This is a genomic window from Peredibacter sp. HCB2-198 (assembly GCF_045999315.1).
Lineage (GTDB): Bacteria > Bdellovibrionota > Bacteriovoracia > Bacteriovoracales > Bacteriovoracaceae > Peredibacter.
Map to the genome: position 1 here is coordinate 2,825,995 of NZ_CP174607.1, position 13,178 is coordinate 2,839,172.

General features: G+C 43.6%; 12 protein-coding genes. 10 read left to right on the top strand and 2 right to left on the bottom strand.

Annotated features, from left to right (window positions below):
- The first annotated feature begins 2 nt into the window (after window positions 1-2).
- From ACJVC5_RS14325 to ACJVC5_RS14335, 3 genes are all read left to right on the top strand, one after another.
- A complete protein-coding gene (locus tag ACJVC5_RS14325) occupies window positions 3-1,121 on the top strand; it encodes a DUF444 family protein (RefSeq protein WP_408096212.1) in 1,119 nt (372 codons plus the stop codon).
- Entirely contained in the window at window positions 1,121-2,629 is a 1,509-nt protein-coding gene (locus ACJVC5_RS14330; protein WP_408096213.1) for a SpoVR family protein, read from the top strand. The genes ACJVC5_RS14325 and ACJVC5_RS14330 overlap by 1 nt, the downstream gene beginning before the upstream one ends.
- A gap of 96 nt (window positions 2,630-2,725) precedes the next feature.
- On the top strand, window positions 2,726-4,231 hold the full coding sequence (locus ACJVC5_RS14335) for a HAMP domain-containing methyl-accepting chemotaxis protein (protein WP_408096214.1): 1,506 nt from the start codon (window positions 2,726-2,728) through the stop codon (window positions 4,229-4,231).
- Here ACJVC5_RS14335 and ACJVC5_RS14340 read toward each other — a convergent pair.
- Both ACJVC5_RS14340 and ACJVC5_RS14345 read right to left on the bottom strand, forming a co-directional pair.
- A complete protein-coding gene (locus ACJVC5_RS14340; protein WP_408096215.1) occupies window positions 4,214-4,966 on the bottom strand; it encodes an alpha/beta hydrolase in 753 nt (250 codons plus the stop codon). The two genes, ACJVC5_RS14335 and ACJVC5_RS14340, sit on opposite strands and share 18 nt — an antisense overlap.
- Window positions 4,929-6,359: a tetratricopeptide repeat protein gene (locus tag ACJVC5_RS14345; RefSeq protein WP_408096216.1), complete on the bottom strand. Its 1,431-nt coding sequence runs from the start codon at window positions 6,357-6,359 to the stop codon at window positions 4,929-4,931. Before ACJVC5_RS14345 ends, ACJVC5_RS14340 begins: the two co-directional genes overlap by 38 nt.
- A gap of 52 nt (window positions 6,360-6,411) precedes the next feature.
- On the opposite strand from ACJVC5_RS14345, the gene ACJVC5_RS14350 reads away from it, so the two are divergent.
- From ACJVC5_RS14350 to ACJVC5_RS14380, 7 genes are all read left to right on the top strand, one after another.
- Entirely contained in the window at window positions 6,412-8,046 is a 1,635-nt protein-coding gene (locus ACJVC5_RS14350) for a hypothetical protein (protein WP_408096217.1), read from the top strand.
- Window positions 8,047-8,114: 68 nt separating this feature from the next.
- Window positions 8,115-9,152: a sigma-70 family RNA polymerase sigma factor gene (locus ACJVC5_RS14355; protein ID WP_408096218.1), complete on the top strand. Its 1,038-nt coding sequence runs from the start codon at window positions 8,115-8,117 to the stop codon at window positions 9,150-9,152.
- Window positions 9,153-9,266: 114 nt separating this feature from the next.
- On the top strand, window positions 9,267-9,533 hold the full coding sequence (gene rpsO / locus ACJVC5_RS14360; protein ID WP_408096219.1) for a 30S ribosomal protein S15: 267 nt from the start codon (window positions 9,267-9,269) through the stop codon (window positions 9,531-9,533).
- Between the two features lie 210 nt (window positions 9,534-9,743).
- On the top strand, window positions 9,744-11,867 hold the full coding sequence (pnp, locus tag ACJVC5_RS14365) for a polyribonucleotide nucleotidyltransferase (protein ID WP_408096220.1): 2,124 nt from the start codon (window positions 9,744-9,746) through the stop codon (window positions 11,865-11,867).
- A gap of 2 nt (window positions 11,868-11,869) precedes the next feature.
- A complete protein-coding gene (gene dut / locus ACJVC5_RS14370; protein WP_408096221.1) occupies window positions 11,870-12,328 on the top strand; it encodes a dUTP diphosphatase in 459 nt (152 codons plus the stop codon).
- Between the two features lie 19 nt (window positions 12,329-12,347).
- Window positions 12,348-12,629, top strand: coding sequence for a polyhydroxyalkanoic acid system family protein (locus tag ACJVC5_RS14375; protein ID WP_408096222.1), 282 nt, complete (start codon window positions 12,348-12,350; stop codon window positions 12,627-12,629).
- Window positions 12,626-13,174, top strand: a complete 549-nt coding sequence (locus tag ACJVC5_RS14380) for a 2Fe-2S iron-sulfur cluster-binding protein (protein WP_408096223.1) — start codon at window positions 12,626-12,628, stop codon at window positions 13,172-13,174. The genes ACJVC5_RS14375 and ACJVC5_RS14380 overlap by 4 nt, the downstream gene beginning before the upstream one ends.
- Window positions 13,175-13,178: the final 4 nt, after the last annotated feature.

Genomic DNA, 13,178 nt, shown 5'->3' on the forward strand with positions numbered 1-13,178 from the left:
GAGTGGATCATCCGATTAAACGAGACCATGCCCGATTCCGGAAGATTGTTAAGGGTAAAATCCGTGAAAATCTTCGTCGGTATGTTTCTCAAGGTAATCAAATTATTCCTAAAGGGACCGACCAGTTTACGGTCCCTATGCCTTCCATTGATATCCCTCGTTTCCGTTTCGGTGATAAATCCCAGGGCGGAATGGGGCAAGGACAAGGTCAACCTGGGGACCCGGTAGATGGCCAGCAGGATCCAAATGGTCAGCCTGGACAAGGTGAGGCCGGAGAAGGTGAAGGTAATAAGGAACTTGAAGTAGAGCTTTCTCTAGAGGAGCTTGCGCGCATTCTAGGTGAGGAACTTGAGCTTCCAAACATTGAACCAAAAGGGAAGAAATCACTTCAAAGTGTTGTGGACCGTTATACCAATATCGGAACCACTGGACCTGATTCACTTCGCCACCTTCGTCGTACTTATAAGCAGGCCCTGAAGCGCCAAATTGCGACAGATTCCTACGATCCAGAAAATCCGGCGGTGATTCCTATCCGTCGTGACTTCCGTTACCGTTCGGCCGACACGAAAGTGGAGATGCAGAACGCGGCAGTCGTGATTTACATGATGGACGTATCAGGTTCAATGGGGGACGAGCAGAAGGAAATCGTTCGTACAGAGTCCTTCTGGATCAACCTTTGGCTCAAGTCTCAGTACAAAGACATCGAAATCCGTTACATCATTCACGATGCCACTGCCAAAGAAGTAGATGAGCATACGTTCTTCAGAACACGTGAGTCTGGCGGTACTTTGATTTCTTCTGCCTATAATCTTTGTAAAGAGATCATTGAAAAAGACTATAACCCGAATGAGTGGAACATCTATCCGTTTCATTTCTCAGACGGTGATAACTGGTCAGCAGACGATACTAAGCTTTGTCTTGAACTCCTGGATAAGGTCATTCTTCCGGTTTCAAATAACTTCTGTTACGGGCAAGTGGAAAGCCGTTATGGTTCGGGCCAATTCTATAAAGATCTGGCGGCGAAGTATGGCACGACTTCCGATAAACTCACCCTGAGTAAGATTAAAAACAAAGAAGGAATCCTGGACTCGATTAAAGAGTTTTTAGGTAAAGGAAAATAATGAACCGCTCGAAGCCCATCACTGGTGAACTTCTAGCTCTCAAAAATGAGATTGAAGGCCATGCCATTCAATACGGTTTGGATTTCTTTCCACAGGTTTTTGAAGTTTGTGATTACGATACGATCAATATTCTGGCCGCTCAAGGTGGTTTCCCATCTCGTTATCCTCATTGGAAATTCGGGATGGATTATGATCAGCTTTCAAAAGGCTACACCTACGGTCTTCAGAAAATTTATGAGATGGTGATTAACACCGATCCGTGTTACGCCTATCTTCTTCAGGCAAATAACTGGGTCGATCAGAAAATTGTGATGGCCCACGTTTATGGGCACAATGATTTTTTTAAGAACAATGCTTGGTTCTCGAATACCAATCGTAAAATGATGGACGTGATGGCCAACCATGGAACGAAGATCCGTCGTTACATGGAACGTTATGGCCACGATGCGGTTGAGAGTTTTATTGATAAGGTTCTTTCTCTTGAAAACCTTCTGGATATCAATGAGCTTTTCGAAACAACGGCCCTAAAGCGCCGTCGTGAAGAACAAATCGTTCAACAAAAGACCGAAAACGAAGACGATGGTTATCTGATCGATGACCGTTCTCAGGCCCTGAAATCATTCATGAGATCAAAGGCCCGTTCAAGCAAAAAAGAAGAGAAGAAAGTAGAAGAGGAAGATCTGGTTGTGGCGGAAAGACCGCTGACTTATAAAACCAGAGATTTACTAGGCTATCTGATTCAGCACGCTCCGATTGAAGAGTGGCAGGCCGATATCATCGGTATTCTTCGCGAAGAGGCCTATTACTTCCTGCCTCAACGTCTGACGAAAATCATGAACGAAGGCTGGGCAAGTTACTGGCACTCAACCATCATGACTCAAAAGGCCCTGGATGCTTCAGAGATTGTAGAATTCGCTGATAAGCACGCCGGTGTCATGGCCATGAGTAAGCAAAACATCAACCCTTATAAGGTCGGTATTGAGCTTATGCGTGATATCGAATACCGCTGGAACCGCGGAATGTTCGGGAAAGAGTACAATGAGTGCACTGACATGACTGAGAAGCTTCGTTGGGACACAAAACTTGGAAAAGGTAGGGAGAAGATTTTTGAGGTCCGTAAATCTCACAATGATATCTCTTTTATTGACGAGTTTTTAACGCCTGAATTCTGCGAACGTCAGCAGCTCTTCACTTATAAGTACAACCCTCGCACGGGTCGCTTCGAAATTGATTCTAAGGACTTCCTGGCGATTAAACAGAAGCTTCTGTCTCAGCTTACAAACTTTGGTCAACCGATCATTGAAGTGGAAGATGGAAACTATATGAACCGTAAGGAACTGCTTTTAAACCATGTTCACTACGGGGTGGATCTGGATGTAGGTTTTGCCAATGAAACTCTACGAAACCTGTACGCTATTTGGCGCCGACCAGTGAATCTCAAAACCAAGTACGAAGACAAAGAAGTTATTTTCCATTTCGATGGTAAAGAATTTAAGCCTCAACATTAAGTTGAGGCTTTTAGTTTTGATTCCTGTCTAATTTTTCCTTAAATACTACGTAGTTTTTCCGAGAAGCTTAGTGAATTCATTGAGGAGAACACGTGTATGCTTCAAAAAGCAAGTCTTAAAGGAAAATTACTACTGGGCTTTCTGACCATTGCCGCTTTCGTTGTTGTGGTCGCATTGATGGGCTACTATTCGATGCAGGCCGTGTATAAAGACTTTAACTTCATCAGCACAACTGTCACAAAAAATCTTAAAAGAGTCACGAAGCTCTATAACTACGGGAATGAGGCGAACCGCTATCTCATGCGTGCTTATATGTCTCGTGAGGAAAAGCACGTAAAACGTCTTTTGAAATCGGCCAATGATAACTTCAATAAGTTTGAAGGCGTGAGAAAAGAATATCTAGCAGATGAATTCTCTCCAGGTGAGAAGGAAATGGTTGAAAAGTTTTTTAAGACCTGGGACGAGTTCATGATCTATGCTCGTCAGTTTGAGGCCCTGGTGGATACCATGGAGCCAGAAAACTTGGTTAAGGCCATTGATCTTTTGGATGGCCGCTACCGTGAAATCCGTCTTGATATGTACGCCCAACTTGAGGCCCTGGACACTTACCATACCAAGCTTGGTGAAGAGAAATATGCGGCGGCCGTGAAGGCCTATACAGAGTCAAATTGGATCAACCTGGTGGCCTCTGTTTCATGTATTTTTTGTGCCATTGCGATGGGCTTTTTCATTGCCCGCAAAATTACGACTCTCATTGATTCCATCACTTTTGAGATTGATAACTCTTCAACTCAAGTGGCCCAGGCCTCAGAGCAATTGACTTCTGCCTCTTCTCAGCTTTCTCAAGGTGCCACTGAATCAGCGGCCTCCCTGGAAGAAACTGTTTCTTCATTGGAAGAGCTTTCTTCAATGGTAAAACTAAACTCTGACCACGCCAAAGAGGCGAACACGCTTTCTCAAGACTCTCTAGTGGCCGCTGAAGAAGGTGAGCAGGAGATTCGAAAACTCATTGGTTCGATGGAAGAAATGGCGAAATCCTCTAAGAAGATCGAAGAAATCATTAATGTGATCGACGATATCGCTTTCCAAACGAACCTCCTTGCCCTTAACGCGGCCGTTGAAGCCGCCCGTGCAGGTGAACAAGGCAAAGGCTTTGCGGTTGTAGCTGATGCCGTAAGAAATCTTGCTGGCCGTTCTGCATCTGCGGCCAAGGACATTAATGGTCTTATTAAAGAAAACGTTGATAAAACACGTCACAGTTCCATCGTTGCCGGAACTTCCGGAGAATCGCTGACGAAGATCGTGAGTGCCGTTAAAAAAGTGGCGGGCCTTAACTCTGAAATTTCGGCCGCCTCGCAAGAGCAGGCCAATGGAATTGAACAGATCACCAAGGCCATGAATCACTTGGACGCCGCCATTCAATCCAACGCTTCTTCATCTGAAGAAGTCGCCTCATCTGCTTCTGAGATGTCTTCTCAGGCCGAATGCTTAAAGGAACAAGTGGTGAGTTTAAAACGCTTTGTTGCCGGTGGAGAGGGCCCAATGGGTGAAGTGGTGGAGCTAAAATCTAAGGACAACGATCGTCTAAGAATGGTTTCTTAATTCAGGACTTCGAAAAAAATCTTCAATGCTGGACATGAAAAGTGTCCAGTCATTGGGGAGAAAATAATCGGGATGAAACAGAATATGATGACTCCCCAGTCCTTTCTGCAGATAGCTTCTCTCGTAAAAAATCACATTCAATTGGTTCTTCTTTTCTACTTCACGCTTGAGTGATTCCGCATCGACGAGTTCATCCTGGGGATCAATCATCACCATGGTAGGAATTTTAAAAGGAGTGTTCATCTTATGAAGTGTCACCATTCCTTTTAAGAGCATCCGATAATCGGCCACAGTTAAATATTCATAGCGCCGAAATTCTTTTGGTGAAAAACTTTTGATCCATAGGAAAGAGGGAAGAAGCCCTAAAACATACCTCATCAGGGTCTGTTGATGAGTGTAAAAGGCCGGAGCAAGTAGGACCTGTTTCAGGGGCCGGTGATCAGGATTTTTTTCCATCCAAAGCTGAAGATAAAGTGCTCCGTGTGAGAAGGCGATGACGTAATAAGGTCCCTCTGGCAGGGTCCTCATTTTTTGGTCAAATAGTTCCAGAGAGTTTTTGAATTCCTGCCCGTGAAGTCGTTTATCAGCATGGCCTGGAAGAACCATGAATTCAGTTTCAAATCCACGGGACTTAAAAAACTGCATGATAGGGCGGAAGCTGTCTGAATTATTATTCAGACCGTGAATAAAAAGAATTCTAGGGCGAGTTTGGGATAAGCTGTATGAGTTTGTCATCCATCTCTTCTATATCTAGTTGGTTCACGTAAACAGTTTCTTTCAAGGGCCGGTTCAAATCTTCTTTAATGAGCTGTTCCCATTCTTTCTTATCAGTGAGTTTGTCTTCACGTCTCACTGTTAAAGGAAAAGTGTCCCATTGGCCTAGTTGAAAAAGGACCCAGCAATTAATAATGTCATATTGTGAACAACTTAGAGAGGCCTGTTTTTTCATATTGTCAGGATGATTTTGCATGAGGGCCGTGAAACTTCCCAATTGAGTGACCTCAAGATCAGTTCCTCGTCGAGAGCGCTGTGCAATAGCATCTAAAACCGTGTTGGCGCCGGTGTAGTCACCTTTCTGCATTAAGAAGGCCGCATTGAGTGTCATTTTATTAATCTGAGTCTGAGGCGAGGCCATGACCCGTTCAGCGTAAATACTTCCGCCTTCCCAGTCACCGAGAAGCCAAGCAAGAGGAAGAAGTCTCTCCATCGCATTTTGTGAGTTTTGTTTTTGCTCAAGCGCGAGCTTAAACTGGGCGTAGGCAAGCTCATACTTGTTTCTTAAAACGTACAAATTCCCTTTGATGTTCTCAGCGTTGGGAGACTTAAGGTCTTCAAGATATTTGTAAGACTTCGCAAGGGCCCCTGTGCGGAAAAGAATTTGTCCCGCGAGTTCACGGATTTCCGGGTCCTGAAGTTGTTCCACCGTGAGCTCAGGAATTTGTGAGAGAAGAAGTTTTTCCTGATTGAGATACAGGGCGAGCTTCATCATCACCTTGGCCTCATCACGCTCAAAGGCCGCTAGTCTCACGGTCTTAAAAGGTACTTCGGTAACACCTTTTACCGGTGCAATTTTTAGTTGAACTAAGGTATCCAACCAGACCATGTTAAGGGCCTTAAGATTAAAAACGTTCTCTACACGACAACGGTTCCAATCTGACTCAAGATCTCTGGTCTTATCCAACACGATTTGATTCAAAACTTTTAAAGTACAAATTTTTGCAAATTGCGGAATGTTCTGCAGCTCAGGCTGACTTAAGTAGTGATAAGATTTTGCAAATTCACCATCAATAAAATGCAGGATCGCGAGATACCGGTGAACAATGGGTTTCAGTTTGGTCTGAGTGAAGGTGAGTTTTAGTAAATGGGCCCGGGCCTTTCGGATATCTCCATTAATCAAAAAGTATTTCACCTTCTTAAGTTCATCACTCTGAAGGCGTCTTTCACTAAAGAGCACGCGGTTTAGCTCTTCCAGATCATAGATACTCGGAGGAGGAATCAGTTCTCCTCGACGTCCTAAAAGATCAGGGGTGGAATAGCTGACCGAGCCCCCATCAGACCTGATAGGAAGATCAATTTCAGCAGCATGGGCCTGCCCCAGTAGTAAGAGACCTAAAAGCAAAATCTTCATAGTAAACCTATCGAAATATTTTCCGATAAGTTTAAAAAGATATGTAATGAATATGATTAAAATAGTCGGTCTCTCCTTATTCCTCTTAAGTTTTTCTGCCCAGGCCCTGGTGCCGGTGGAGGGAATTCTTATGGGTGAGGCCCAGACCGAAATTCAAACTGATCCGCTTCAAAAGGTCTTCAGTGACATCTATGATAAGTCCAAAGAAGGGGAAAATAAGAAGGTAAAGCTTTATCAAAGTACCTATGAGAGCGGGCAATTGCTGGTTGAAAGTTGTGGGTATCTCGCACCTTCTACTTATGCGACTCCTTGGCAGGAAAAACAGGCCAAACGTGCGGTGGCCGCCACTCTTCAGTACATTGGAATTGATACGACTATTAAGGCCATCGGTGCCTATGCTAAAAAGATGGAAATTAACGAGGGTGATTATAAACGCCTTACGAATAATCTATTGAAAAATTACTGTTCAAAAAACCTCACCATTTTTTCTCTGAGAAATCTTGAGCAGTCTTTTCAGCACTATTATCAGAATCCTCGTTCAGAAATGGTTCCGACGGTGGAGTCTTCTCCATTTGCCACAATGGCCGTGAAGACCTCGACTGAAAAAGAAGAAGCACGGTCTCGTGAATTCGATCAGGTGATTAAAAATTTTCGCGCTTTCTGTTCATGGGGCGGAGAAGTTGAAGACTACCGCATGCTCACTCCTTATCTGAATAATCGCTACATCATGTCGTTTGTCTTTAAGAACATGTCAGGTGTTCAAGATCAAGTGACAGGTAAAGAGCAAAAGGTCGTCGCGGTTCCCGATAGTTCCACTGTTCAAGTGGCCTGTACGGAACTTATTTGTCGAAAAGAAAATCTAACAACTTTCAGACAGAAGTTCCCAGTGAGTGTCGGCTCTACCGGAATTTCAACCGATTTAGCGAAGCTCTATTGTCATCATTTCCGTTTTCAGAACGATCCTCAAGGAACTATTCCCGAAGTCAAAGCGTGGATCAAGGCCCGTGAAATTGAAGACCCTATTTTTGAGACCTCACAATTCATTGCTCTCATGACAGGTGTGCCTGATCTTTTCTTCGGGGTGAATACTTATCAGGACATTCCTCTTTTAGTCAGAAGTAGTGTGGATGAAAGATGGACCCTATGGGCCCGTGATGTTCTTAATTCTTTCTCGAAAGACATGCTTTATGAAGAGGCCCTGAAAGTGAAAGTCGAGCCTCGAACCGATAGAGTGGCCCTCGCCACAAAGGGTTTTAAGGTTGAACTTACTGTGACCATGGGTGAAATGGACCGACTTATGAAGGACCATGATAAACTTGGTCTTACTTTTGATTTGAAATTAACCAAGAACTACCTTCGTTCACTCAAAACAAAGTGGCATGCTTTGGCCCAGGAAGTTGATTTAGAAGGGCAAAAAAAATTTAAAGAAGACGTGGCCCATTACATTGATCTTCAGCTTCGCGAAAAGTCGAAATTTTTTACCCAGAAAATGTGGAACGAAGATTTCTCTCGCTTAGTGGCCGAAGAACTTATTAATCAGGTCCTGATTTATCAAGGACCACTTTTTGAGAGTTACCAGGAAGAAGTGTTAAGAGTTCCGGTTAAATTCTCTTATGGATTGTTTGCATTAAGTTACTTGCGTTATAAGGCCGATGCAGCATCTGGCAGACTTAAACTAAATCTATAGACACCTTTCAATTATCTTTTCTCTAAGGTACCCTTGACTTAATTTTAACCGCTCCCATCTTGTCAGATATGCCGAAGAAGAACGCTAAAACTGAAGTCACTCCTGAGATCGTTGTTGATTCTAAAAATAAAAAGAATCTCAAAAAGAAAGATGATGTGATTGAAGTGAACATTGACGGTGATGAAGATTTTCTGGATCCGAAAGGACCCTCAGAAGCTCTTGTGCCAAGAATGGCAGAGTCACTTCCCGTCTTAAAAAAATCCACTGATCTTAAAGTTCAGGATCCACTTGCGGTTTATCTGAAAGAGATTGCTCGTCATAAACTTTTGACCATCGAAGAAGAAAAAGAACTAACCGCCGAACTTCTTCGCACCGGTGATATCGAAGTCGCTAAAAAATTAGTTCTCGCGAATCTTCGTCTGGTGGTGAAGATCGCTCTTGAATATAAGAGTGCTTACAAAAATGTGATGGATCTTATTCAAGAAGGAAACATTGGTCTTATGAAGGCCGTTTCTAAGTATGATCCAAGTAAAGGTGCTAAACTTTCTTATTACGCCAGTTGGTGGATTCGTTCTTATATTTTAAAATTCATTCTCGATAACTTCCGTCTGGTGAAGATTGGAACCACTCAAGAGCAGAAAAAACTTTTCTATAACCTCATGAGAGAGAAACAACGCCTCATGAATATGGGTATCAATCCGGATGTTAAACAGCTGTCTGAGAACCTTGGTGTTTCTGAGAAGGCCGTGATTGAAATGGATCAGCGCTTGGGTTCAGGTGGCCAGGAAGTGAGTCTGGATAAACCTCTGGATAATGACGGAGGTAGTCAAACCCTCAGCGACCTCATTGGAGACAATGAAGAGGCCCTGGATAGCAAACTGGCCGATCTTCAAAATCTGGAGATTTTGAAAGAGCAGTTGGGTGAATTCGTGAAAGGCCTTAAGCCGCGCGATCAGGAAATCTTTAAAAAACGACTACTTAGCGAGATCCCGGAGAGTCTTCAGAGCATCGCCGACCAGTATGGGGTTTCTCGAGAGAGAATACGTCAGGTGGAAGAACGACTGATCGAACAATTAAAGATTTACATGTCTGAATTTCTTAGATAAAACCACATATAAGTTCATAATTTAACGAGGAAATGGAAGCAATAACGCCCATCCATTTGTACCTTGTACTTGGTTCCAACGTAAGGTTGGTGCTAGGGCATAGGAGAAAAGAAAATGATTACAACAGCAAAAGCAGCAGAACTAGTTAAGAAGTTCGGTGGATCTGAGAAGAACACAGGTTCAGTAGAAGTTCAGGTAGCTCTTCTTACAGAGAGAATTAAAAACCTAACTCCGCACTTCGAAAAAAATAAAAAAGACCACTCTGGTATGAGAGGTCTTATGAAGATGATCGGTCAGCGCCGTTCACTTCTTAAGCACTTGAGCGCAACTGATGAAGCTCGTTATAACAAGCTCATCACTGAGCTAGGTCTACGTAAGTAATAATGTGAAGGGGGGCCAAGTGGCCCCTCTTCTTTTTTGAAGGCAAGACGAGAGAGCTCGAGTATTTTAAGAGATAAACAGTAAGTCGAAAATTTTTCCACTTCCTCTTTATCTCTCAAACTCCCGACTCAAATCAAACCTTCCAAATAACATTAAAACAAAACATATAAAGGCATAACCTTTGTTGTGCCCGATTTTTTAGGAGAACCTATGTTGAATAACAAAAAAGAATTCAAGATGAATTACGGTGGTAAGGAAATCACCCTCGAGACTGGTCGTCTTGCAAAACAAGCTGACGCTGCCATTCTAGCTTCTTGCGAAGGAACACAAGTTCTTGTGACTCTTACTTGCGCAAAAGAAGTAAACGACGGTCAGGACTTCTTCCCACTTCTCGTTGATTATAAAGAAAAATTCTACGCCGCTGGTAAGTTCCTTGGCGGTTTCTTAAAGCGTGAAGGTCGTCCATCAAACGCAGAAATTCTTATCATGCGTCTTATCGACCGTCCTCTTCGTCCGCTTTTCCCAGAAGGCTTCATGAACGAAACAATCCTTATGGCACAAGTTGTGTCTCAAGGTGCTGGTGACTCAGAAGTTCTAGCTGGTCTTGGAGCTGCAGCAGCTCTCGCGATCTCAGACGTTCCATTCAATGGTCCAATGGGTTACGCAAAAGTTGGTAAAGTTGATGGTAAGCTAATCCTTAACCCAACTAAAGCTGAGTGGGACGCTGGTGCTCTAGGTCTTCTAGTTGCTGGTTCAGCGGAAGCAGTACTCATGGTAGAAGGTGAGTCGAATGAAGTTTCAGAAGCAGAAATGCTTGAAGCGATCGTTTTCGGTCACAACAACATTAAAGAATTCTGTAAGCTTCTTGATAAAATGACAAAAGAAGTTGGTCAGAAGAAGCGTGAGTTCACTCCTGTGACTCCAAACGCTGCTCTTATGACAGAAGCAATGAAAGAGTTCTCAACTGAAGCTCGTAAAGTTCTTTCAACTAACGTTAAGCAAGAGCGCTCAAACGCTACAAACGCTTTCCGTAAGCACATCAAAGAAGCCCTTAAAGCAAACCCTGCGAAATTCGGTCTAACTGAAGAAACAGATTTCGGTAAAGAAGCCGCTAAAGTTACTGACGAAGTTCTTTATAAAATGATGAGAGCTGACATTCTTAACGAAAACAAGCGTATCGCTGGTCGCGGTCTGAATGTTGTTCGTGCCATTGAAACTGAAACTTCAGTTCTTCAATCAGTTCACGGTTCAGCACTTTTCACACGTGGTGAAACTCAAGTTCTTGCGGCCGTTACAATCGGTGGTAAAGAAGGCGAGCAGATGTACGATTCAATCCACGGTGTTGGTTACGATAAGTTCTACCTTCACTACGCTATGCCACCGTTCTCAGTTGGTGAGGCGAAAGGTTACAGAGGTGTTGGTCGTCGTGAAATCGGTCACGGTAACCTTGCTGAGCGCGCTCTTAAAAAAGCAATGCCTTCTCAAACTGATTTCCCATACACAGTACGTGTTGCCTGTGAAGTTTTAGAATCAAACGGTTCTTCTTCAATGGGTTCAGTATGTTCTGGTTCAATGGCACTTATGGACGCTGGTGTTCCTCTTAAAGGACCAGTTGCTGGTGTGGCCATGGGTCTAATCAAAGAAGGCGACAAGTATAAGATCCTTACAGACATCCTTGGTGATGAAGATCACCTTGGTGATATGGACTTCAAACTTGCTGGTACAGCTCAAGGTATTACGGCGATCCAAATGGACATGAAGATTGCTGGTATCTCTGAACAGATCTTCCGCGAAGCTCTTGCTCAAGCCAAAGAAGGCCGTACTCACATTCTTGGCGAGATGGCGAAAACTATCTCTACAAACCGTATCGGCTTCAAAGCTGGTGTTCCTCAAATCAAATCGTTCAAGATCGCTCCGGATAAAATCGGCGCTCTTATTGGACCTGGTGGTAAGAACATTAAAGCACTTCAAGAAAACTTCAAAGTTACGATGGATGTTGCTGAAGACGGTACAGTTAAAGTTCTTGGTGTTGACGTTCAGAAGATCGATGAAGTTATCGCTCTAGCTGATATGCAACTCAACGGTCCTAAGATCGGTGCGATCTACAAAGGTACTGTTGTTACAATTAAAGAATACGGTGCATTCGTTGATATCGTTCCGGGCCTTGCTGGTCTTGTTCACGTTTCAGAAATCGCTGATGAGCGCGTGAATGATCCAAATGATTACCTTACTGAAGGCCAACTTCTAGACGTTAAAGTTCTTGAAGTAGACCGCTTCGGCAAAATCAAGCTTTCTGCTAAGGCAGTCGCTCCGGTTGCTAAGAAGGCGAAGTAATCATGGCGATCGAAGTGTTCGTCAAAACCCTGGATCATTACGATTCTAGTTTTGAACTTCCATTTTACGCCACTGAAGGCGCTGCTGGTGCGGACGTTCGCGCCAGCATCCCTGAAAAAAAGTCGATTACGATTAAACCAGGGGAACGAGTTCTCGTTCCCACTGGTCTTTCGATGGAAATTCCATTCGGATATGAAGTTCAAGTTCGTCCTCGCTCTGGTCTTTCGCTTAAATCTCCTCTGATGATCGTAAACGCTCCCGGCACAATTGATTGTGACTACCGTGGGGAAGTTTGCATTATCGTCGGGAATTTCGGGAAGGAAGATTATGTTGTAGAGCACGGTCTTCGTATCGCACAATTAGTGATCGCTCCTGTCATTCAGGCAAAGTATTCGGTTACGACTACTTTGAATGAAACTCAGAGGGGGGCAGGTGGCTTCGGCTCTACCGGCACTAGATAACTCTTACAAAGGATGTATCATGGAATTGAAAGTTCCTTACGCACAGATTACAGATAAGAAACAAGGCTATGAAGAGGCCAAAAAGCTTATTCCTGAAGTGATTGCAAAATTTGGTGTAGCGGCAGATGTTCAAAATGATGATGCCACTTCTACTCTAAAGGCCAAAGGATCTGGGTTCGAAGCTAAAATCGAATTCAAAGATGCTGAAGCAGTCGTTAACGTTGACCTCGGTTTCCTCCTTAAGCCTTTCAAAGGCAAAATTCTGGAGACCATTGAAAAGCAGATTAAGAAAGTTGTATGAGCGAATTTAAATGTACTTTATGGCCCTCTGGGGAAGTCCTGGAGCTTAACGGTGAGGACACGCTCCTTAACCAGCTTAAGAAGGCCGGCAAAAAAATTAAGTCCAGCTGCGGAGGCTGTGCGACTTGTTCGGACTGCATGATCGTTGTGAAGTCTGGCGAAATGAATCTTACGCCGCAGACTTTTGAAGAACTGCGTCTCTTAGGGAATGTCTTCCATATCACTAAAGAAAGGCTCTCATGCCAAACGAAAGTGACGGGAGATGTGACTCTAGATATCTCGGCACACGAGAAAAACACATTTACTGGTAAAAACGAGAAGGTAACAGTGCCAAAAAGCACCACAACTCGCCTGAAAAAGCGCGAAGACATCGAAAAAGAAGCTATTGAAAGTAAGGAAAAAAACCAAGATAAACCGTCAGACACTTGGTATCGTCATTGGGAAAAAGAAAGCGAAGACACAGGGAAACCTAAAAAATTAGGTGGGAACAAGCGTGTGAAGCCTTTCAATTTCAATGAAACAGATAAAGAAGAAAACGATAAATAGCCAA